A 19,589-nucleotide genomic window follows, 5' to 3' on the forward strand; every position below is an offset into this window, starting at 1 on the left:
CAATGGCACTGGCGCTGCGGTGGGGCACGGCGACCTTCGCCGTGCCCGCTCATCTCAAATTTGGCTTATTTCGCCTGCCAGGCGTACCACTTCTCGCCGATCGCATCGCGATTGTCGGCCCAATAGTTCATATCGGCATTGACCTGGCTTGCGGTCTGCTGGTCCGGCAGCGTCTTGGCCGTTTCCGGATCCATCAGCTTGGCCGAGTCGAGATTGATCGGCGCATAGCCAGTGGCTTTTGCCAGGGCGGCCTGCGGTTCGGCCGAGGTTGCCAATGCAATGAACTTCATCGCGGCTTCGACATTCGGCGAGCCCTTCGGCACGACGAGCGCATCGGCAGCGGTGATGTTCTGCTCCCAGGAAGTTTCAACCTTGATGCCGGTCGCGGCAAGCGCCGTCATACGGCCGTTCCAGACACTGCCGAAGGGGGCTTCGGCGGATGCCAGGAGCTGCTGCGACTGTGCGCCGCCAGACCACCAGATAATATCGGACTTGATCGTATCGAGCTTCTTGAAGGCGCGGTCGAGATCGAGCGGATAAAGCTTGTCGGCCGGCACGCCGTCGGCAAGAAGCGCCGCTTCGATCACGCCGGGAGCCGACCACTTGTAGAAGGTGCGCTTGCCGGGGAACTTGGCCGTGTCGAACAGGTCGGCCCATGTCTTCGGGCAGGCTTTGACGGCATCGGCATTGCAGCCGATGACGAAGGAATAATAGAAGCTGCCGACCGAATAATCGGTGACGAAGCGCGGATCGAGCTTGGACTTGTCGATGACGGAGAAGTCGAGCTTCTCAAGCTGGCCGTTCTTGCCGGCCTGGGCGGCATAATCGCCTTCAACGTCGACGACGTCCCAGGTGACCTCGCCGGCCTCGACCATGGCCTTGAGCTTGCCGTAGTCGGTCGGGCCGTCCTGCACGACGGTGATGCCGGTCTTTTCGGTGAACGGGCTTGCCCATGCCGCCTTCTGCGCATCCTGGGTCGTTCCGCCCCAGCTCGAGAAGACCATGTTTTCGGCCTTGGCCGGCGCGGAGACCGCGACGAATGCGGCAACCGCCGCGAAAGCAAATGTCGTTTTCATGTTCCCTTATCCCTGTTCTGGTTTGTCCTACGGGTATGCCTTATGCCGTCAGTGCGCCTCACCCCTGGGAGAAAAGCTTGCTGGCTTCATAATCTTGTTTTCCGCCACCTCTATGAGATCGCGAATCTTGGGCAGGAAGGCCTGCCACCGGGGATCGGCCAAAAGCCGCTGGCGTCTCGCCTCCCGGTCATCCAGGCTTGTGAAGGCCCAGATGTGAACGATTTCGTTGATCATCCCGATCTCCGAGAAGAAGTAGCCGACCAGCGCGCCGAGATGGCCCTTCTGGATCTCGATCCCCTCTTCCTCGACAACCTTGAGATATTGCGGGATCGTGCCGTTCTTCAGCCGATAGGTCCGGATTTCGTAAAACATCGGCGTCACCTCATCACGAAGGGATCGGGGATCGGATCGTCCGAGGTCCTGAGCCAGATCGTCTTGGTGCGGGTGTAGTCGAGCGCCGCGGCCATGCCGCCTTCCCGGCCATGACCAGACAAGCCAAAGCCCCCGAAGGGCGCGATCGGCGACACGGCGCGGTAGGTATTGACCCAGACGATGCCGGCGCGGATGCCCTTCATCAGCCGGTGCGCCCGGGTGAGATTCTGGGTAAAGAGCCCGGAGGCGAGGCCGTAGCGGGTATCGTTGGCAAGCCGCAGCGCCTCGGCCTCGGTTTCGAACGAGACGACCGACAGGACCGGCCCGAAGAACTCCTCGATCAGCGAGGGCGAAGCGACATCGTCGCAATCGAGGATCGTCGGCGGGAAATAATAGCCTTCGCCATCGATCTTGCGTCCGCCGGTGACGAGACGCGCGCCGCTTGCGATCGATCTGTCGACGAGGGCGCCGATATTGTCCTGCTGGCGCTTGGTGGCAAGCGGGCCGACTTCGGTCGCCATGTCGAGCGGCGCGCCGATCCGGATCGCTTCCGCCTTCTCACGCAGCAGCGCGACGAACCTGTCCTTGATGCTACGCTCGACGATCAGGCGCGAGCCGGCGACACAGCTCTGCCCCGTCGCGGCGAAGATGCCCGCGACCTGGGCGTTGGCGGCACTTTCGAGGTCGGCGTCGGCAAAGACGATGAAGGGAGACTTGCCGCCGAGTTCGAGCGAGGTGGATGCGAGGTTTTCGGCCGAATTGCGCACGACGTGCCGCGCGGTTTCCGGGCCGCCGGTGAAGGCGACATGCGCGACCTTCGGGTGGCGGCCGAGGGCAGCGCCGCAGGAGGCGCCGAACCCGGTAATGATGTTGACGACGCCGGCGGGAAAGCCTGCCTCGTGCACGAGACGGGCGAATTCGAGCAGCGGCGCCGGCCCGTCTTCCGAGGCCTTGACCACCATGGTGCAGCCGGCCGCAAGCGCCGGGCCGATCTTGACCGCCGACAGAAAGAGCTGGCTGTTCCACGGCACGACCATGGCGACGACGCCGATCGGCTCGCGGCGAAGCCAGACATCCATGTCGGGCTTGTCGATCGGCAGGTAGGAGCCTTCGATCTTGTCAGCGATACCGGCATAGTAACGGTAATATTCGGCGACATAGGCGATCTGCGCGGATGTTTCGCGGATGATCTTGCCCGTATCGCGCGTCTCGAGTTCAGCGAGGATCTGCGCATTGGCGGCAACGAGGTCGGCCAGCCTGTAGAGCAGCTTGCCGCGCTGCGTCGCCGTCATCCCCGCCCAAGGGCCGTCGTAGAGCGCCCTTTCGGCAGCGTTCACAGCCCGATCGACATCACCTTCGCGCGCTTCGGGCATTTCTGCCCAGACCGCGCCGGACGCCGGATCGATGCTTGGATAGGAAGCTTCGCCATCCGAGAATTCGCCGTCGATGTAATGCTGGAAACGCCGCATGGCCTTACTCCTGAAATGCCGGCATGACCTCGGCGATGAAGCGTTCGAGCGACGCCTTCTTGCGCTCGAAACTCATGCCGGTGTCGATCCAGAAGGAATATTCGTCATAGCCGAGCGCTTCATAGGCTTTGAGCCGGCCGATGACGGTCTCGGCGTCTCCAACGACATTGTTGGTGCGCATGACCTGATCCGACAGCATCGCGTTTGCCCGGATCTGCTCGTCGGGAATGCGCTCGATCAGGCCTTGGGCAATCGGCTTCTCGTTCTTGAACCAGGCGAAGAAGTAGTTGTAGTAGACGCTGAGTTCATGGGCCGCCTGGGCGACGTCCTCTTCCGAGGAGCCGACATAGGTGTGGCGCAGCAGCATGATCTTCGGCCGCTCGATATCAGGGTTCTTGGCGCAGGCATCGTTGAAACGGTCCATCAGCGACTGGACCTCGTCATCGCCCTGCCAGAGCGGTGTGACCTGAACGTTGCAACCGTTGGCGACGGCAAATTCATGCGAGTTCGGATCGCGCGCGGCGACCCAGATCGGCGGGTTCGGTTGCTGCAGCGGCTTCGGCGCCGAAGTGGTCGCGGGGAATTTGAAGAACTCGCCGTCATGAGCGTAGTCGCCGTTCCAGATGCCCTTAACCGCCGGGATGAGCTCGCGCATGCGCTGGCCAGCGCCCCAGGCGTCGAGGCCGGGCAGCAGGCGTTCGTATTCGAAGGAATAGGCTCCGCGGGCAATGCCGATATCGAGCCTTCCGTCGCAGATGATGTCGGTCATCGCAGCTTCGCCGGCAAGCTTGATCGGATGCCAGAAGGGCGCGATCACCGTTCCCGTCCCGAGCCTCGCCCGCGACGTGCGGCGCGCGAGATCGGCAATGGTCACGAACGGGTTGGGCGCGATGGTGAAATCCATGCCGTGATGCTCGCCCGTCCAGATCGCATGCATGCCGCCTTTGTCGGCGATCTCGCAGAGCGCGACGAATTCCTCATAGAGGCTCTTGTGGCTCTGGTTGGCGTCGAGCCGTTCCATATGGACGAAGAGGGAGAACTTCATGCTTTTGCGCCCTTGGCTGGAATGGGATGAATTTTGCCGCCGGTCTCGTCACCGAAATAGACGCCGAAATTGCCGATCGAGCTTTCCATCGCGAAACGGTTGACGATATCGGCGGTCGAACTGGTCTTGAATTTTGCCGCAGCCAAGGCGTCGGGCTTGACGAACCTGCCGCCGGCAGGCTCGCCGTCCCCGGCAACGGCGTGGTAGACGATGTGCTGCTTGCCATCGCTCTTGCCCTCGTAAACCGAATAGAGAAAGCCGATGCTGACCGTCAGCCCGGTGAGCGTCTCCAGATATTTTTGCAGCGCTTCGGTCGGGTTGCCGTCGTGGGCATCGATGCTCGGCAGGGAGAACACATCCTCGCCCAGCAGCAGGACTTCTCCGCGGCGTTCGACGACGGCCGCAAGCTCGATATTGCCTTCGGCGGCGGCGGAAACCGCCTTGCTTGCAAGCGTCGGCGTGAAATAGCCGCCGCGCGCATAGCCGAGACCATTGCGGCCGCTATTGTCGAAGGATTCGATGCGCCCCATCAGGATGACATGGTCGCCGGCCTCGATGACCACTTCCATGGCGCATTCGAACCAGGCCGCGACATTCGAGAAGATCGGGCAGCCGGCCGACCCCTTGGTCCACTCGACCGCCGCAAAGCGGTCTTCGACAGGACGCGCGAAGGTATTCGACACGTCCTTCTGCGTTTCCGACAGCACGTTGATCGCGAAATGCTGCGCGCCGGTCATGGTGGCGAAATTGCGCGAGGTCTTGGCGAGGCAGACGAGGAGCAGCGGCGGGTTGAGCGAAACCGAGGTGAAGGAATTGGCGGTGAAGCCGATCGGATGCCCCTCCCCGTCGCAGGCGGTGACGACGGTCACGCCGGTCGGGAAAGCCCCGAATGCATCGCGCAATGCTCTTGGATCGACAGTCTGGATTGTCATCGTTCATCCTCCCCGAACGACAGCCACTCTGCGAGCAGCGAATTGACGATATCAGGCGCGGTCAGGTTCACCATATGGCGATGGCCCTCCACGATGCGGACCCAGCCTTTGGGTGCGAGCGCTGCCATTTGCTCCGCCATCAAGGGCGTCGAATTCGGGTCGTCGGAGCCCGTCAGAAACAGCGCCGGGCCAGCCACGTCCTTCCAGCCGTCGGCATAGGTCTCGTCTCCTCCGGCAAAGGCCGCGTATGCGACAGCATATCCCTGGGGATCGACGACGCTCAGCCATTCCCGAGTCAGTTCGCGCGCCACCGCGCTGTCCCTGTCATCGCCGAACCAGCGTGCCAGAGGACCTTCCTTGTCCACACCCGTCACCGGAATGGCAGCGGCCCGCGCGAGCACGGCAGCCTTCGCCTCCGGATCGCGCCTGTAGACCCCGTTGAGGTAGGCGACGCGCTTGATGCGTGCGCCGAAGGTCGCGGCCGCCCCGCCCGACACCAGCGCACCCATGGAGTGCCCGGCGACATTTGCCGTTTCGATTTCCATCTCGTCGAGAAAATGTCCGAACCAGGCGACGAACTCTTCCAGACGGCTGCCCACCGGCAGCTTTGCGCTCTCGCCATGTCCCGGCATGTCGACGGCGATGACGCGATGCTCCCCGGAGAGAGATGTGATCTGCGGAGCCCAGGCTTCGAGGCGCATGCCGACGCCATGGATCAGCACCAGCGGGTCGCCGCTGCCGGCCTCGTGATAGGCCGTTCCGCCTGCCGTCTTCTTCCGGGGCAAGGCACCGCCGGCGCTCTTTGCTGCAGCGGCACCTGTGGTCGATCCAGCTGTCAGCATGTCGGAGCCCCTCTCAAACGCCCGCAGGATTGGCGACATCCTGCCCCAGGTCCTTCAGATCCTGGTAGCGGTCGCCGATGCGGTGATGGGGACGCCCGCCCACGGAGGCGCCGAGAGCGACGACGATTTCGTCGGCAGCCGGTGCGTCGGGGATGGAGGTCTGGATGGTCAGGTAGTGCGAGCGGCGGCCTTCGTCGTTCTTGTCCATCAACGGGATCATGATCGGCGCATTGGCGGGGCCGCGCGTATTGCAGAAGGCGAGATAGGACTTGGCGCCGACAGCATGGCGATAAAAATTGCCGAAGCGCAACGTGTGGATAAGCGCGGAGGCATGTTCGATTTCGCCGTCCAGGCCGACGACGGCGGCCTTGCCGTAACCTTCGACGGCATCGCCCGATCCGACCGCATCGATGATCATCTTGGTCAGCAGCTCACCGAGTACGGGAGCGCCCGCATGAATTTCCGGCTTGAGGTCTTCGACGAAGCCGCGGCCTGCCCAAGGGTTTTTCACGACCGCAAAGGCCGAAAACAGCTTCAGCGGCCCCGCTGCAGCCTTGCCGCCCTCGATCAGCGTCGTTTCGATTTGCAGTCCCGTCTTGCGAATTTGAATGGCCATGCGAACACCTCATTTCTATATTATGTATTATGGTATACCATGATATCACGCTGTCAAGTTCGTTTCTGCAGAGACAAGGGCTGCGTTGATCGCTTTATGATACCGCCTTAGATATTATTGAATATGGCATACCATCACATTGAGCAAAGTTGGGTGTCAAGTCTCGAGTGCGGCTGCTTCCGGATTCCAGGGTGTCGTGATTGCGGCTGTCGAACAGCAATAGCGGGCCGCCGGTGGGCAGCCTTTACGGTTGCATCTCAACAGAGGCAGAAGCGCTGTCTATGCGCTGATTTATTCGGCTGGCTTCTGGGCGGACAGCACCGCTTCGGCAATGGCGCTCGCCGCCGCGACATGATCCATCGCCGCCCGCTGGGCTCCCTCGCCGTCACCGCGGCGGATGGCGTCGACGATCTTCGCCATCTGCGCCGGCCCCTCGATGCCGCGCCGTTCGGTCTTGATCGTCATTGAGCGCAAGTGGTTTATGCGCACGGTGAGAAGATTGACGACGCCCCAAGCAACGTGCCGATCGACCATGGTGAACAGTGTCTGGTAGAAGGAAGAGGTATTCGCCAGCACGCCGGCCATATCGTTATCGCGGTAGCTGTTGCGTATTCCGGTCAGGGAATCTTCCAGGGCCGCGACGATTTCAGGGCTGCCGCGCTCGGCGCATAGCCGCGCCGCCATGCCTTCGAGCGCGCCGCGGATTTCATAGATCTGTTTGGCTTCCTCGATATCGAGCTGGGCGACGATCGGTCCCTTGTTCGGCAAGTTGGCGACCAGCCCTTCCGATTCCAGGTGCCTCAAAACTTCGCGCACAACAGTCCGGCTGACGCCGAGCTGGGCGCAGAGATCCCGTTCGACAAGCCGATCGCCGGGGCGGAAATAGCCGTTCACGATCGCTTCGCGGACCTTGTCCAGCGCCAGTTCCCGCAATGTCTTTGTCGGACGCTCGACTCGAATTGCTGCGTCCTTCAGAGCACCGCTCATTCTACACCTCAGAGTTGGACCGGCTTTGCACGATCAAGTTCCGCCGCCGCAGCCGAATTCGAAAATCGTATTATGGCGTACCAGATACTGTAGCTGTCGGCGGCCGGCAATTCAACAAGCACCGTCACTTGGGATTGCCGATCTATGCCTCGGGCGCCGCCAGCTTCGAGACGATCTCTTCGACGACGGCTTTTGCCTGCACCCGAATGTCGGGGACGGCCGTAATTTCCCAGAATTGCCCGGCCGTCAAGGCGCCGACCGCAAACAGCCGGGCGGGCGATATGCGGGATGGCGCCACCACTTCGGAAACGGCATCCACCTCTATCCCGAGGCCAAGAGGATCGGGGGCGATCAGCCGAACGCGGCTCATTTCCTTCAAAAGCGGCGAATGGCTGATCCCGGCGCGCTCCATTCCCGTGCAGTTGACCAGCCAATCCGCCTTGATGCCGACGTTCTCCTGCGTCGCTCTGATCCTGTATCCGGCAAGAAGCCTATCCTCCTCGGCCGCAAGCAATTTCAGGAAGCCCGTATGGAAGCGGACGGTTCCTTCCGAGACAAGGCTTTCGAACCTGTCGAACACGTCAGGTGCGACCCTGTGACGGTGAATGTTCCACCAGGGAAGCGCATGGCGCAGGAAGCGGGCCCGTTCCTCGCTTGAAAGCCGCTGCCAGAGAGCCTGCGTCACCGGCCTCAGGCCGTCCATCACCGCTCTCCAATCGGCGACCTCCCTGCTCCTGGCCCGCAAGCTCTTCAATATGCCGCTGATTGTCCCGGGAAGCGTCTCGACATCGACTGGTAGAGGCGCCGGCGGCGTCTTCGCATGTCCGAGCGGTGCGAGCCCGCGACGCGAAAGCACGTCGATCCTGCCTCTATGGCCATGGGCGCGAAGCGCGAGAACCTGATCGATCATCGTCAGGCCGGAGCCGAGGATACAGACCGTATCGGATGGGGCGACGCGCCTCAGCCACGAGAGCCGCCACGGATTGTCGATGATCCGCGATCGCAGAAATGGCGGGACGCTGGCTGGATCGACCGGCAGGTTGGCATTGCCGACGCCGAGACAGAGCACGACATTCCCTCCGGCAATCTCGTCGCCATTATCGAGCTGGAAGGCGAGCGTGCTGGTATAGCGCTCCACACATCCCGCCGCCTTGGCCTTGATGAAATCGACCCGGCAACGGCCGTCGCGCTTGCGAAGCAGTTGCGCAAGCGTATCCCTGACATAGAGACCGTAGTCGCTGCGCGAGGCGAAGTCGCCTGCCTGCATCGGACGGCCATGGCTTTTCAGCCAGTCGACGAAATCGTCGGGACGATGCGGCAAAAGGCTCATGCGGCCTGCGGGAACATTGAGGCGATGGAGATAGAGTTCCGTCCGGTAGGCCGTCCCGCGGCCAAAACCCGGATCGTCGCCGATGACGGCAACCTTCGCCGAAGCGGGAAGCTGCTCGATGAGATTGCAGGTCACGGCTATTGCCGAAAAACCGGAACCGACCACGATCACATCGTACATCATTGCATTCTCCCTGAAGCTCTGGCTAGCCTCGCCTCTGTCGCTCGCTCGCCTGTAGGGTCGCCCGAGCGCCAGAATCACGAAAACAATTATCTCTATAGTCTATAAATATAGTTTGTTATTTCTCCCGCCAGTCCCTTCTCACCCGCTACGCTTTTAGGGGTGAGATCAAGGGCCGTCGGGGCCCTCAAACAAGGGGCTCAAGATGAATTTTAGAAATTTGGTCGCCGCAATCGCTGTCGGCATCGGCACTCTCGCAACGGCGATCGTCGCTCAGGCGGCAGACAAGAAGGTCGTCGTCGGCTATCAAACCGATGCGCTGCCCTCTTCGGTGGCGATCGCCAATGGCGAATTCGCCAAGACGACGGGATACGAGATCGACTTCCGCCGGTTCAATTCGGGTGCGGAGATCTTTGCCGCCATTGCCTCCGGCGACGTCCAGGTCGGCTATGTCGGCTCCAGCCCGTTCGCGGCCGCGGTTTCGCGCGGACTGGAGGTCAAGGCCTTCTACCTCGCCTCCATCTCGGGCATCGACGAGGCGCTCGTCGTTCGCAACGGCTCCGGCATTGAAAGCCTCAACGACCTGAAGGGCAAGAAGCTTGCCGCCGCGCCGGTGTCGACCGACCATTATCAGCTGCTGGCGCTGATCAGATCGCTTGGCCTGACCGAGAAGGACGTTCAGGTCTTCGCAATCCCCCAGCCCGAAATTGTCGCAAGCTATAATCGCGGCGATATCGACGGCGGCTTCGTCTGGGATCCAGCGCTGACCGAACTCAAGAAGAACGGCAAGGTCCTCGTGACCTCCAAGGATGTGGCCGACAAGGGGGCGCCGACCTTCTCGGCCTGGGTTGCGACCTCGAAATTTGCCGCCGACAATCCGGAATTCCTGAAGGGCTTCGCCTCGGTCGTCACCAAATACTATACGTCCTTCGCATCCGACAAATCCGCCTGGGGTCCGGACAGCGACAACGCCAAGTCGCTCGCCAAGCTTCTCGGCGGAACGCCGGAGCAGCAGGCCTCGGCCTTGAAGAACCTGACGCTGCTCGCGCCCGAAATCCAGGCATCGGACGCCTGGCTTGGCGGCGGCGAAAAGGCCGGCGCTGGCAAGATCCTCAAGGACACGGCCTCCTTCCTGAAGGAACAGGGCAAAGTATCCGGCGTGCTGGACAATTACGGCGCCTTCGTCACCGCCGACGCGCTTGCCGGCGTCAGCAACTGATCCTCCCTGACACCGGCGCGGCTGTCGCGCCGGTGTCGAACTTGTGAGTTCCAACATGCTGAAAGTCGATCACGCCAGCGTCTTCTTCGCAGCCCGCGATGGGCGGACCGTTCACGCGCTCGATCGCGTGTCTTTCGATATTCCTGAACGAGGCTTCGTCGTCGCGCTCGGAGCCTCGGGATGCGGCAAATCAACCCTGCTCAACGCCATCGCCGGTTTTCTCCCGCTTTCCGAAGGCCGGATCACGCTCGATGGCCGCGCCGTCGAACGCCCAGGCGCCGATCGTGGCGTCGTCTTTCAGAAAGACGCGCTGCTGCCTTGGAAGTCCGTGGTCGACAACGTCGCGCTCGGCCTGAAATTTGCCGGCGTCAATCGCAAGAAGCGGCAGGACCACGCCTTGGAACTGCTTCGGCTCGTCGGCCTCGACGAGTTCGCCGGCGCCTTTCCCTACGAGCTGTCGGGCGGCATGCGCCAGCGCGTCGGCATCGCCCGGGCACTCGCGACCAATCCTGACATCCTGCTCATGGACGAGCCCTTCGGCGCGCTCGACAGCCTGACCCGCGAGCAGATGCAGGAACTGCTGGTTTCCGTCTGGGATAAGACAGCAAAGAAAGTTTTCTTCATCACCCACTCGATCGAAGAGGCGCTGTTCCTGGGCACGCAGGTGCTCGTCATGTCGCCGCGGCCGGGGCGTGTCGTCGCGCGCTTCGATCTCGATTTCGTCAGGCGTTTCGCCGAAACCGGCGATGCCCGCGCGATCAAAGCCTCGCCGCAATTTGCCGAGCTGCGCGAAGAGATCCGCGCCCTTCTCCACAACAGCGAAGACTTGAGGAGCGCCGCATGAGCGACATAACACAGGCTCCGCCGATTGCGGCCCATGTCGAAGACCGTCAGGTCAAGCTGGTGAAAATGGCGGGCTTCGGCGCCGGCGAGAGATCGACTGTGGCCATCAGCATCGCCGCCGCGCTCGCCATATTGCTGCTGTGGTGGCTCGTTTCAGCGCTTGGCGTCGTCCCGCATCTGTTCCTGCCGCGTCCCGATGAGGTGCTGACGCAGATCGGCGTCATCTATCGCGACGGCTATGCCGGCGCCTCACTTTTCGAGCACGTCTCTGCAAGCCTGTTCCGCATCGTCGTCGCAGCCCTGATTGCCATCTCCGCCGGCATTCCGCTCGGATTGCTGATGGGCCTCAATCGCTGGGCGAAAGGCGTGCTCGACGCGCCGATCGAATTCTACTGGCCGCTTCCGCCCCTCTCCTACCTGCCGCTGATGATCATCTGGCTCGGCATTGGCGAGACATCGAAGATCACGCTGCTCGTGCTTGCGATGTTCGCCCCGATCTGCCTGTCGGCCCAGGCCGGCGTTCGTTCACTGCCGATCGAACGCGTCAACGCCGCCCGCTCGCTGGGCGCAAACCGGCTGCAGCTTTTCCTCGACATCGTCCTGCCGTCGGCCCTGCCCGAGATCCTCACCGGCATCCGCATCGCACTCGGCGTCGGCTGGAGCACGCTGGTTGCGGCCGAATTGATCGCGTCGACGCGCGGGATCGGCTTCATGATCATGTCAGCGTCGCAGTTCCTGGCGACCGACGTCGTCTTCGTCGGCATTGCCATCATCGCGGTCTGCGCCTTCACCTTCTCGGCCGGCATCCGCTTTCTGGAAGCCTTCCTCGTGCCCTGGAAGGGCAAGCTTTAGAACAGGATGATTTTAGGCCCACTTGGCCTAAAATCTCTCAATCCTGCTCCAAATTAAAGAGTTAGAGCATGATGCCGAAAACCGCTCACACCTTTCGGCATCATGCTCTGAGCGGGGTCAATGCACCGTAAACCTGGCCGCATCGGCCCGTCGCCGCTCCAGGCTGCGGATCAGCATTGCCGCCTCCCTGACGATCGCCGAAAACGTCGCATCGTCGGCCTCGGCAATCCTTTCCGTCATGTCACGGATGATCGTCGTCAGATGAAGGATCGATTGGCGGCTTTGCGCATCTTCCGGTCCGAATTCACTATCGGCCATGGCAAGCAGCGCCTGCACCAGACGATCCATGGTCTGGCGGCGCCTGCTTCTCGCATCGGCATTCGGATCTTCACTCAGGCGCAGGAGATCGGCGACGATATCGGACATTGCGCTTCCACTCAGATCGCAAAAGCCGGCGGCATGGAAGCGATGCGCTTTCGCGCGCCCGTGCGTATCTTCAAGGCATCCAGCAGCCGGTAGCCGTTGCGCCAGCGTCCGAAGCCGCTGGCGATATTGATGTGCCCGGCAAGGCCGATATTCCTGGTCTCGGCGTTCCATAGCCGGCCGAACAGGGCCAGGCGGTCGACCGTCATGTAGGCATCGTTCATGCTGCCGACGACGACGCTCGGAAAAGGCAAAGACGCCACCGGCATTTCGCCGAAGGAGATTTGTCCCGGATGCAGGATCTCCGTGGCCGGCAGATCGCATGGCGCAACGAGCAGCGCGCCTTTCACCCGGCGTGCGGCGCTCCGGCCGGCGAGCCGAGCGGCAAGCAGGCATCCGAGACTATGGGCGACAAGATAGGCCTCGCCCGCCTCCTCAAGCGCGCTTTCCAACCGCGGCAGCCACCTGTCGAGGCGCGGATGATCCCAATCGTCCTGGGTGACGCAACGGCTGTCCGGCTGATCCTGCAGCCAGTGCTGTTGCCAGTGACCGTCTCCCGAACCGAACAACCCGGGAAGGATAAGGACATCGCTCATCGGACCAGCCCGATCACCAAGGCGAACAGAAATGTGAAGGAGCCTGCGATCGTGCAGATCCCGGCCGCATGCCGGATTCGCGGCATGAGACTGTCTGCTGCTCTTCTCGCGCCGTGCCGGCCGAGGCCGGTCTCAACGACAATTGCCATGACGCCACCTCCTCAATACCAAGTTCCGGGCATCGTGCCCCAATAATGGATTTCGTATTCGCAAGCGGACCGGTCCCGCTCATCGTCTCGAGTGCGCATCGCGTCTGCAGGCTCCCACTGAGCCACCGGCTTCGCCTTGAGGAGGCGGTCGACCGCGAGTTTCAGCCACACATGGAAATCGAGTTTCATGCGAACCTCCCTGTCGGGGACCAATATTCTCCAGCTAGGAAATCAGCGAATGACGCCGCGCATTGGCCAGAAGATCGCGAAGCGATGCCGTTGGCCCGTAGAGCATCAGCAGGCGGTTTTCCTCGCGCTTGGCGAGGCGGTATCGGCGTGCGAATTCAAAGACGTTCCACAATTGATCGCCCGCTCCCGGCCTGTCCGCGTCATCCATCCTTGCTTCCTGAGAGCGCACCATGACCTATTCGGCCGCCGCGATTGCCGGACTTGCATGCGGAAAGAAGGCCGCCAGCTCGCCGATCACTTCGCCGATACGGCTCGAAAGCTGATCCGAGGAGACCGTATAGTCCGCGAAATCGCGATCGGATGCGTAAACGGCGGTCGGCAGCGTATGAGCCATGAAAAAGCCGAACAGCGGCCGGAGCTGATGTTCGACCATGAGCGCATGCCGGTCACCGCCGCCCGTCGCCGTGAGGATGATCGGCTTGCCTCGAAGTTCCTGCGGATCGATCAGATCTATGAGGTGTTTGAAGAGGCCGGGATAGGATCCCTTGTAGGTCGGCGAACCAATGATCAGGGCATCGGCCCTTACGATCTCATCGATGACGCGGCTTGCCCGCTCGTCGAGATCCTTACGCCACAAGGCGCTGCCCAGCGACGGACCGACATCGTTGAGATCATAGGTCTTGGTCGTAAAGCCGTAGCGGATGCTGGCGCGCTCAGCAACGTGCCGGACGAGCGCCAGTGTCTTCGATGGACGGTTGAAGCTGCCAGCGATGCCGACGAGTTTGAAACCTGACATGGTTTTTCCTCTCTATGGTTGCCTCAACTATTGTCTATAAAATTACTGGATTAAAGAAATGCGTGTCTCTCCTTCTCCGCCCCGTTGAAAAAAACGTCCCTTTGCAATTGCTCGGTCCGAGCCTAGGGCCTGTCGCCGCAGAGATGGCGTTCGAGAAAGGGCAGGTTGTCCTGTCCCCAGTAGAGCTCGCCGTCATAGACATAACTGGGAAAACCGAAAACGCCGCTATCGCGCGCATGCACACGGTCTGCCGACCACTTGTTCTGGACGTCGTCATCGGCCTGCCGCCGGCGAAGCGCTGCGCCATCGAAACCGGCTGCTGTCACGATCGCTTCTCGCACATCGGGTCTGCCGATATCCCTCGCCTCGCTCCAGAAGGCATGCTGCAGGGCACGGGCCACGCCAACCCAATCCTGCCCGTCGAGATAGGCGGCAATCACGAAGAGAGATGCTGGCGTCGGATCGCCGAGCTCCGGGCGATGTTCGAGGCGCAACGCCTTGCCGCGCACGCGCGCCCAGCGTTTGAGATCCCGCGTCCAGTAAGCGCGGCGGATCTCGGGACGGTTGCGCGAGAAGATGCCGCCATTCTCTTCGACCACCGTCGTCAAATAAGGCGTGATGACGACGTCGTTCTTCGCGGCCAGCTCGGTAAAGGCGTCGAAGCCGATATAGGACCAGGGCGAGCCGATCGAAAAGAAATATTCCACCGATTTGGTCACTGACGAATGTTCCTCTTAAAATGGTTGTTTGGTGCCGAATGGGCGCCGTCCGCCGACAGCCCTTCAAGCGGCCCGAATTTCGGGCCGCGCTTTCCATCCGAGTTCCGGAGCGATCTTTGTTACGAAGTCGTGGAGGATCTGGCGATATTCCTGGTGCTCGAACTCGTAAGGGAGCTCCAGCCGCAACTCGCTGACCTCGGGCAGGACCGGATCGGCGAAAAGCCGTTCCAATATTTCCTCCGACGTGCCAACGATATCGCGTGCGAACAGAGTACGACGCTCGCCCTGCGGCGAAAGCGTCCGCTGATGGCGGCCGTCGGCATAATCGCGGTATCGCCGGCGGGTTGCCGCATCGGCGCTGTCGAAAGGCACGATGACGCGGCCGAGCGCGACGCGGCGCTGCGTTCCTGAGTCGCGATAGGTTGTAATCAGCCTGGATTGGGCAACGAAGAAATCGTCGGTCCCCTCCCCCGTTATCACATTGCCCGTCAACAGATTGAAGCCGTTGCGGCCCGCCCAGCCGGCCGAGCGCTGCGACCCGCCGCCATACCAGATCCGGTCGATCAGGCCCTTGGCGTAGGGCTGCAGGCGCGGACGCTGCGGGCCGAAGGGCGTCTTGATGAAGGTCGCGTCGTCGCCGAGATAGGCGCCGCGCAGATTGTCGGCAAAGCGCAGCACGCGATCATGCGAGAAATCGTAGCTCGTCCAGTCGCCGTCGAAGGCGAGCGGGCCGATCAGCTCGGCATGCAGCGGCCGGCCGGCGCTGACGCCGATATTCAACCGCCCGCGCGAGAGTACATCGACCGTCGCAAGGTCTTCGGCCAGTCGATACGGGCTTTCATAGCCGATCGGAATGACCGCCGTTCCGAGCTCGATCCGGCTGGTGCGCTGGGTGGCGGCCGCCAGAAAGGCACTGGCGGAGGAGATCCCCGGCTCCAGGTGCCGCTGGCGGACCCAGGCGCTGTCGAAGCCGAGTTCCTCGCCATAATGCAGTTGCTGGAGCGTCTGCTCCAATCCCGACAAGGGATCATCATCGGGATAGTTGCCGGGAGTGAGGAAGCCGATATGGCTGATGGATATATTGCGGCCGCTCATATCATGCCTTCCGATAATCAATATTTCGGCAGGCCGGGAGGATTGGTCTCCGATGCGGGCAATGCTTCCTCGGAAAGATGCCAATGATCGAGTATCCCCGCATAGGTGCCGTCTTTGATCAGACCGTTGGTGGCGATGGTCAGCGCATCGGCGAGCCCGCTTCCCTTGCGGGTGGTGATGGCGACGTCCGATCGATCCGGCCAGCCGGCGCTCAGCGTGCCCACCCGCTTGATGTTCTTGTCGCGCGCCGCGATGAAGACGAGCTGCGCGTGCGGCTGGACGATGACATCGGCCCGACCGGAACGCAGGGCGAGAAGGCTTGCCGCCTCGTCATCGTAATATTGCAGCTCGATCGGCTTCAGGCCCGCAGCAACATCCTCTTCGCTCCACTTGACCAGGATACGCTCCTGGTTGGTGCCGGCGCCGACGATGATCCTGAGGCCCGCCGCATCCTTCGGCTCCTTGATCGAGGTGATGGGACTATCGGATCTCACGAAGAAACCGTGCAGGCCCTGGCGATAGGTGGAGAAATCGAACTTCTCCTTGCGCTGCTCGGTCACGCCGACATTGGAGATGACGGCATCATATTTGCCCGATGTGAGGCCGAGCGGCCAGTCGATCCAGGCGACCGGCACGATCTCCAGCGTCAGGCCGAGGCTGTCGGCGATGGCATAGGCGTAATCGGGATCCGCGCCGACTACGGTCTTGGCATCGGTGGCGTAAGTGGCAAGCGGCGGGCCGCCGGGACTGACAGCGATGGTGAACTTACCTGGCGTCACGAACTTGAAATCCTTGGGGATCGCGGCGATCGCCGCATCGTTCCTGGCTGCATGAAGCCTGCCAGGCTGCTGAGGGCTCAGGTCGAAATCATCGGCCGCATGGGCTGCACTGAGGCCAGCCAAGGCTGCCGTCAGCGCCGCGAAGAAAAAGGTGCGGATATCAAGACAACTCGCCACGTTCGATATGTCTCCGTTTGCAGTGAAAGGCAGGGACGGGCCGGCTCGAACGGCCGCCCGTCCCATAAACATTACGAACCGCTCTTCGGCAGGCCGGGCGGGTTGGTCTGGGCCTTATCGATCGCCTCGGGACCGAGATTCCAGGCGTCGAGGATCTTCTTGTAGGCGCCACTGGCAATCAGGTCGTTGACGACATTGGTGACGGGCGCCGCCAGACCGCTGCCCTTGCGCGTGGTGACGGCGATCTCGGCCGTGATCGGCCAGCCGCCGCTGACGGTGCCGACGAGTTTGGTCTTGCCGTTGATTCCCGCCGCGTAGGCCTGCGTGGCGTTGACGCTGAAGACCGCATCGGCCCTGCGGGACTGGACGGCCAAGTCCTTGACCGCGTCGTCGTCGTAATACTGCACCTCGATCGGCTTGAGACCGGCCGCGACATTCTGCCGGTCCCACTCCAGCAGGATCTTCTCCTGGTTGGTGCCGGCATCGGTGATGACCTTCAGGCCGGCAATATCCTTCGGATCCTTGATCGAGGTGATCGGGTTGTCGGCCCTGACGTAGAAACCGAGCTCATCCTTACGGTAGGTCGAGAAATCGAACTTTTGCTTGCGCTCTTCCGTCACCGTGACGTTGGAGATCACTGCATCGAACTTGCCCGAGGTGAGCCCCAGCGGCCAATCGGCCCAGGCGACGGAAACGAGGTTGAGCTTCAGGCCCAGGCTGTCGGCGATCGCCTGCGCCAGATCGACGTCATACCCGATGACCGTCTTGGAGTCGGAGGCATAGTCGTGCAGCGGAAGATTGCCGCTCGAGCTGATGCCGACGGTGAAGACGCCGTTTTCGACGAACTTGAAGTCCTTGATTTCAGCGATGCGCTTCTCGTTCTTTTCCACCCGCAGCCGGTTTGGCTGTTCGGGGCTGAGATCGAACTTCTGCTGCGCCTGAGCGGAACCGAAACCGATCGCGCCAATGGCGACCGCTCCTGCTATCAGAAGCCTTACCCTATCTGTAAATGCCATGCCCCTTCTCCATTTCGTCTTAAGGTTGTGATTGTTGTCATTCGGCCGGAGCAGCCCGTCGCGACCCGGCATTTCACCAGCGATGTCTGCGCTAGAGAACCTTGGCGAGGAATTCGCGCGTTCGGGGGTGCTCCGCTTGCGTGAAGATCCGGGCCGGCGGACCGGCCTCCAGAATGCGGCCGCTTTCCATGAAGACGACGGTGTCGGCGACTTCGCGGGCAAAACCGATTTCATGGGTGACGATGACGAGGGTCGTGCCAGTGCGGGCGAGCTCCTTGATGACGTCGAGCACCTCGCCGACGAGTTCCGGATCGAGTGCGGAAGTCGGCTCGTCGAAGAGCAGCACCTTGGGGCGGAGCGCCAGCGCGCGGGCGATCGCGACGCGCTGCTGCTGGCCGCCGGAAAGCTGGCGCGGATAGGCATTGATCTTGTCGCTGAGACCGACGCGTGCCAGCAGTTCCTGCGCCAACTGCGCGGCCTCCTCGCGGCCGAGACCACGGACCTCGATCGGCGCCTCGATGAGGTTTTCGAGCACGGTCAGATGCGGGAAGAGATTGAAGCTCTGGAAGACCATGCCGATATCGGCGCGGCGCTTGAGGATATCCTTCTCTTTGAGCTCATAAAGCGTATCGCCCTTCCTGCTGTAGCCGACGAAATCGCCATCAATGGAGATGAAGCCGTCGTCGACACGCTCCAGATGATTGATCGACCGCAGCAGCGTCGACTTACCGGAACCGGAGGGGCCGAGAATGGCGGTCACGCTGCCGGCCGGCAGGTTGAGCTCGACATCGTCGAGCACCTTCAGCGAGCCGAAGCTCTTCGAGATGCCGTGGATGCGCACCGCACCGCCTGCCCGCAGAGCCCCCGCATCATGGAAACCAAGATTGCGCACTTTATCGGTCGCGCTATCGAGAACCGGCAGCGGACGGCGGAAGCCTTCGAAAAAGGCCTGGAAAGGCAGCGGTGCCGGATTGCGCACGGCGCCCCTGGAGAAGTAGCGCTCGATATAGTGCTGGGCGACCGACAGCACGGTCATGATGATCAGATACCAGACCGTCGCGACCATCAGCAGCGGAATGACCTCGAGATTGCGGCGGTAAATCACCTGGACGGTGTAGAAGAGCTCCGGCAGCGCCAGCACATAGACGACGGACGTGCTTTTCGCCAATCCGATGAGCTCGTTGAAACCGGTCGGCAGGATGGAGCGCATGGCCTGCGGCAGCACGATGCGAAACGCCTGGCGGCGGCGCGGCAGACCGAGTGCGGCAGCGGCCTCCAGCTGCCCATGATCCACTGACAGAATGCCGCCACGGACGATCTCGGCGAAGAAAGCCGATTGGTTGAGCGTGAGGCCGAGATAGGCAGCGGCGAAGGGCGTCAGCAACTGCACGGTGGGATAATCGAACAAGACCGTGTCGGTGAACGGGACGCCGATCCTGATCGTTTCATAGAGATAGCCGAGATTGTTCAATATCAGGAGCAGCACGATCATCGGGATCGAGCGCAGCAGCCAGATATAGCCCCAGGAAAGGCCCGATAGCAGCGGCGACTTGGAGACGCGGGCGAGCGCCAGGGCTGTTCCGAGGATGGAACCCGATATGGCGGCAAGCGCGGTCAGCAGCAGTGTCCGGCCGAGGCCGACGAGCACCGGCTCGGCGAAGAACCATTCGGCGAAGACGTTCCAACCCCAGCGCGGATTGGTGAAGGTGGAATAGAGCACGGCGACGATGACGACGGCCGCGAATATCGTGCCCGCCAACCGCTCGGGATGACGCGCCGGCACGATGCGGTAACGGGAATAGTCCTGCTTCGGTTCTGCCGTCCTGCTGCCGGGCTCGATGCCCGCGAAATCCGTCGTCAGTGCCATTCTTGCTTCCCTTTATGATT

The 19,589-nt window shown here is 62.0% G+C and carries 23 protein-coding genes; 3 read left to right on the forward strand and 20 right to left on the reverse strand.

Annotated features, from left to right (window positions below; genetic code table 11):
- Nucleotides 1-65 precede the first annotated feature (65 nt).
- The 9 genes from ATY77_RS31305 to ATY77_RS31345 all read right to left on the reverse strand — a co-directional run bounded on the left by ATY77_RS31305 (nucleotide 66) and on the right by ATY77_RS31345 (nucleotide 8,852).
- Complete coding sequence (locus ATY77_RS31305; protein ID WP_088690305.1) at nucleotides 66-1,076, reverse strand: ABC transporter substrate-binding protein; 1,011 nt, start codon at nucleotides 1,074-1,076, stop codon at nucleotides 66-68.
- Nucleotides 1,077-1,124: 48 nt separating this feature from the next.
- A complete protein-coding gene (locus tag ATY77_RS31310; RefSeq protein WP_088690306.1) occupies nucleotides 1,125-1,448 on the reverse strand; it encodes an NIPSNAP family protein in 324 nt (107 codons plus the stop codon).
- A gap of 5 nt (nucleotides 1,449-1,453) precedes the next feature.
- Complete coding sequence (locus tag ATY77_RS31315) at nucleotides 1,454-2,917, reverse strand: aldehyde dehydrogenase (RefSeq protein WP_088690307.1); 1,464 nt, start codon at nucleotides 2,915-2,917, stop codon at nucleotides 1,454-1,456.
- A 4-nt stretch (nucleotides 2,918-2,921) separates the two neighbouring features.
- A complete protein-coding gene (locus ATY77_RS31320) occupies nucleotides 2,922-3,962 on the reverse strand; it encodes an LLM class flavin-dependent oxidoreductase (protein ID WP_088690308.1) in 1,041 nt (346 codons plus the stop codon).
- On the reverse strand, nucleotides 3,959-4,894 hold the full coding sequence (locus ATY77_RS31325; RefSeq protein WP_088690309.1) for a flavin reductase family protein: 936 nt from the start codon (nucleotides 4,892-4,894) through the stop codon (nucleotides 3,959-3,961). The genes ATY77_RS31320 and ATY77_RS31325 overlap by 4 nt, the downstream gene beginning before the upstream one ends.
- Complete coding sequence (locus ATY77_RS31330) at nucleotides 4,891-5,736, reverse strand: alpha/beta hydrolase (protein WP_088690310.1); 846 nt, start codon at nucleotides 5,734-5,736, stop codon at nucleotides 4,891-4,893. Before ATY77_RS31330 ends, ATY77_RS31325 begins: the two co-directional genes overlap by 4 nt.
- A gap of 13 nt (nucleotides 5,737-5,749) precedes the next feature.
- Nucleotides 5,750-6,352: an amino acid synthesis family protein gene (locus ATY77_RS31335; protein WP_088690311.1), complete on the reverse strand. Its 603-nt coding sequence runs from the start codon at nucleotides 6,350-6,352 to the stop codon at nucleotides 5,750-5,752.
- A 291-nt stretch (nucleotides 6,353-6,643) separates the two neighbouring features.
- Nucleotides 6,644-7,339: a GntR family transcriptional regulator gene (locus ATY77_RS31340; RefSeq protein WP_088673795.1), complete on the reverse strand. Its 696-nt coding sequence runs from the start codon at nucleotides 7,337-7,339 to the stop codon at nucleotides 6,644-6,646.
- A 142-nt stretch (nucleotides 7,340-7,481) separates the two neighbouring features.
- Complete coding sequence (locus ATY77_RS31345; protein ID WP_088690312.1) at nucleotides 7,482-8,852, reverse strand: FAD/NAD(P)-binding protein; 1,371 nt, start codon at nucleotides 8,850-8,852, stop codon at nucleotides 7,482-7,484.
- Between the two features lie 202 nt (nucleotides 8,853-9,054).
- Between ATY77_RS31345 and tauA the strand changes: the two genes are divergently transcribed.
- Genes tauA through ATY77_RS31360 form a run of 3 tightly spaced genes read left to right on the forward strand, consistent with a single transcriptional unit; the run spans nucleotide 9,055 to nucleotide 11,763 of the window.
- A complete protein-coding gene (tauA, locus tag ATY77_RS31350) occupies nucleotides 9,055-10,068 on the forward strand; it encodes a taurine ABC transporter substrate-binding protein (RefSeq protein ID WP_088690313.1) in 1,014 nt (337 codons plus the stop codon).
- A gap of 55 nt (nucleotides 10,069-10,123) precedes the next feature.
- The gene (locus ATY77_RS31355; RefSeq protein ID WP_088690314.1) at nucleotides 10,124-10,912 is read left to right on the forward strand and encodes an ABC transporter ATP-binding protein; all 789 of its coding nucleotides are present in this window, start codon (nucleotides 10,124-10,126) and stop codon (nucleotides 10,910-10,912) included.
- Nucleotides 10,909-11,763, forward strand: coding sequence for an ABC transporter permease subunit (locus tag ATY77_RS31360; RefSeq protein WP_088690315.1), 855 nt, complete (start codon nucleotides 10,909-10,911; stop codon nucleotides 11,761-11,763). The genes ATY77_RS31355 and ATY77_RS31360 overlap by 4 nt, the downstream gene beginning before the upstream one ends.
- A gap of 117 nt (nucleotides 11,764-11,880) precedes the next feature.
- Here the strand turns inward: ATY77_RS31360 and ATY77_RS31365 are convergent, their stop codons facing one another.
- The 11 genes from ATY77_RS31365 to ATY77_RS33420 form a co-directional block, all read right to left on the reverse strand.
- Nucleotides 11,881-12,189, reverse strand: a complete 309-nt coding sequence (locus ATY77_RS31365; protein WP_088690316.1) for a hypothetical protein — start codon at nucleotides 12,187-12,189, stop codon at nucleotides 11,881-11,883.
- An 11-nt stretch (nucleotides 12,190-12,200) separates the two neighbouring features.
- Complete coding sequence (locus ATY77_RS31370; RefSeq protein WP_088690317.1) at nucleotides 12,201-12,782, reverse strand: alpha/beta hydrolase; 582 nt, start codon at nucleotides 12,780-12,782, stop codon at nucleotides 12,201-12,203.
- Nucleotides 12,779-12,931, reverse strand: coding sequence for a hypothetical protein (locus tag ATY77_RS33035; RefSeq protein ID WP_190237723.1), 153 nt, complete (start codon nucleotides 12,929-12,931; stop codon nucleotides 12,779-12,781). Before ATY77_RS33035 ends, ATY77_RS31370 begins: the two co-directional genes overlap by 4 nt.
- Before the next feature lie 12 nt (nucleotides 12,932-12,943).
- The gene (locus tag ATY77_RS33040; protein WP_190237724.1) at nucleotides 12,944-13,120 is read right to left on the reverse strand and encodes a hypothetical protein; all 177 of its coding nucleotides are present in this window, start codon (nucleotides 13,118-13,120) and stop codon (nucleotides 12,944-12,946) included.
- Nucleotides 13,121-13,154: 34 nt separating this feature from the next.
- Nucleotides 13,155-13,352 (reverse strand): hypothetical protein, encoded by a 198-nt coding sequence (locus ATY77_RS33045; protein ID WP_190237725.1) that lies wholly within the window; start codon nucleotides 13,350-13,352, stop codon nucleotides 13,155-13,157.
- A 3-nt stretch (nucleotides 13,353-13,355) separates the two neighbouring features.
- Entirely contained in the window at nucleotides 13,356-13,916 is a 561-nt protein-coding gene (msuE, locus tag ATY77_RS31380) for an FMN reductase (protein WP_088690319.1), read from the reverse strand.
- 122 nt (nucleotides 13,917-14,038) lie between these two features.
- Nucleotides 14,039-14,635: a DsbA family protein gene (locus ATY77_RS31385; protein ID WP_088690320.1), complete on the reverse strand. Its 597-nt coding sequence runs from the start codon at nucleotides 14,633-14,635 to the stop codon at nucleotides 14,039-14,041.
- 63 nt (nucleotides 14,636-14,698) lie between these two features.
- Nucleotides 14,699-15,730, reverse strand: a complete 1,032-nt coding sequence (locus ATY77_RS31390; protein ID WP_088690321.1) for an LLM class flavin-dependent oxidoreductase — start codon at nucleotides 15,728-15,730, stop codon at nucleotides 14,699-14,701.
- Nucleotides 15,731-15,747: 17 nt separating this feature from the next.
- Nucleotides 15,748-16,686 (reverse strand): ABC transporter substrate-binding protein, encoded by a 939-nt coding sequence (locus ATY77_RS31395; RefSeq protein ID WP_088690322.1) that lies wholly within the window; start codon nucleotides 16,684-16,686, stop codon nucleotides 15,748-15,750.
- 71 nt (nucleotides 16,687-16,757) lie between these two features.
- Complete coding sequence (locus tag ATY77_RS31400) at nucleotides 16,758-17,702, reverse strand: ABC transporter substrate-binding protein (protein ID WP_088690323.1); 945 nt, start codon at nucleotides 17,700-17,702, stop codon at nucleotides 16,758-16,760.
- A gap of 91 nt (nucleotides 17,703-17,793) precedes the next feature.
- Entirely contained in the window at nucleotides 17,794-19,569 is a 1,776-nt protein-coding gene (locus ATY77_RS33420) for an amino acid ABC transporter permease/ATP-binding protein (RefSeq protein ID WP_088690324.1), read from the reverse strand.
- Nucleotides 19,570-19,589: the final 20 nt, after the last annotated feature.

The sequence above is a fragment of the Rhizobium sp. R634 genome (assembly GCF_002211305.1).
Lineage (GTDB): Bacteria > Pseudomonadota > Alphaproteobacteria > Rhizobiales > Rhizobiaceae > Rhizobium.

Excerpts from the sequence above, each read along its gene's own strand:
- ATY77_RS33420 (WP_088690324.1), bottom strand. The coding sequence starts at position 19,569 with ATGGCACTGACGACGGATTTCGCGGGCATCGAGCCCGGCAGCAGGACG.
- ATY77_RS31345 (WP_088690312.1), bottom strand. The coding sequence starts at position 8,852 with ATGATGTACGATGTGATCGTGGTCGGTTCCGGTTTTTCGGCAATAGCC.
- ATY77_RS31365 (WP_088690316.1), bottom strand. The coding sequence starts at position 12,189 with ATGTCCGATATCGTCGCCGATCTCCTGCGCCTGAGTGAAGATCCGAAT.
- ATY77_RS31400 (WP_088690323.1), bottom strand. The coding sequence starts at position 17,702 with ATGGCATTTACAGATAGGGTAAGGCTTCTGATAGCAGGAGCGGTCGCC.
- tauA (WP_088690313.1), top strand. The coding sequence starts at position 9,055 with ATGAATTTTAGAAATTTGGTCGCCGCAATCGCTGTCGGCATCGGCACT.
- ATY77_RS31315 (WP_088690307.1), bottom strand. The coding sequence starts at position 2,917 with ATGCGGCGTTTCCAGCATTACATCGACGGCGAATTCTCGGATGGCGAA.
- ATY77_RS31305 (WP_088690305.1), bottom strand. The coding sequence starts at position 1,076 with ATGAAAACGACATTTGCTTTCGCGGCGGTTGCCGCATTCGTCGCGGTC.
- ATY77_RS31355 (WP_088690314.1), top strand. The coding sequence starts at position 10,124 with ATGCTGAAAGTCGATCACGCCAGCGTCTTCTTCGCAGCCCGCGATGGG.
- ATY77_RS33040 (WP_190237724.1), bottom strand. The coding sequence starts at position 13,120 with ATGAAACTCGATTTCCATGTGTGGCTGAAACTCGCGGTCGACCGCCTC.
- msuE (WP_088690319.1), bottom strand. The coding sequence starts at position 13,916 with ATGTCAGGTTTCAAACTCGTCGGCATCGCTGGCAGCTTCAACCGTCCA.
- ATY77_RS33045 (WP_190237725.1), bottom strand. The coding sequence starts at position 13,352 with ATGGTGCGCTCTCAGGAAGCAAGGATGGATGACGCGGACAGGCCGGGA.
- ATY77_RS31310 (WP_088690306.1), bottom strand. The coding sequence starts at position 1,448 with ATGTTTTACGAAATCCGGACCTATCGGCTGAAGAACGGCACGATCCCG.
- ATY77_RS31340 (WP_088673795.1), bottom strand. The coding sequence starts at position 7,339 with ATGAGCGGTGCTCTGAAGGACGCAGCAATTCGAGTCGAGCGTCCGACA.
- ATY77_RS31325 (WP_088690309.1), bottom strand. The coding sequence starts at position 4,894 with ATGACAATCCAGACTGTCGATCCAAGAGCATTGCGCGATGCATTCGGG.
- ATY77_RS33035 (WP_190237723.1), bottom strand. The coding sequence starts at position 12,931 with ATGGCAATTGTCGTTGAGACCGGCCTCGGCCGGCACGGCGCGAGAAGA.
- ATY77_RS31360 (WP_088690315.1), top strand. The coding sequence starts at position 10,909 with ATGAGCGACATAACACAGGCTCCGCCGATTGCGGCCCATGTCGAAGAC.
- ATY77_RS31390 (WP_088690321.1), bottom strand. The coding sequence starts at position 15,730 with ATGAGCGGCCGCAATATATCCATCAGCCATATCGGCTTCCTCACTCCC.
- ATY77_RS31370 (WP_088690317.1), bottom strand. The coding sequence starts at position 12,782 with ATGAGCGATGTCCTTATCCTTCCCGGGTTGTTCGGTTCGGGAGACGGT.
- ATY77_RS31320 (WP_088690308.1), bottom strand. The coding sequence starts at position 3,962 with ATGAAGTTCTCCCTCTTCGTCCATATGGAACGGCTCGACGCCAACCAG.
- ATY77_RS31330 (WP_088690310.1), bottom strand. The coding sequence starts at position 5,736 with ATGCTGACAGCTGGATCGACCACAGGTGCCGCTGCAGCAAAGAGCGCC.
- ATY77_RS31335 (WP_088690311.1), bottom strand. The coding sequence starts at position 6,352 with ATGGCCATTCAAATTCGCAAGACGGGACTGCAAATCGAAACGACGCTG.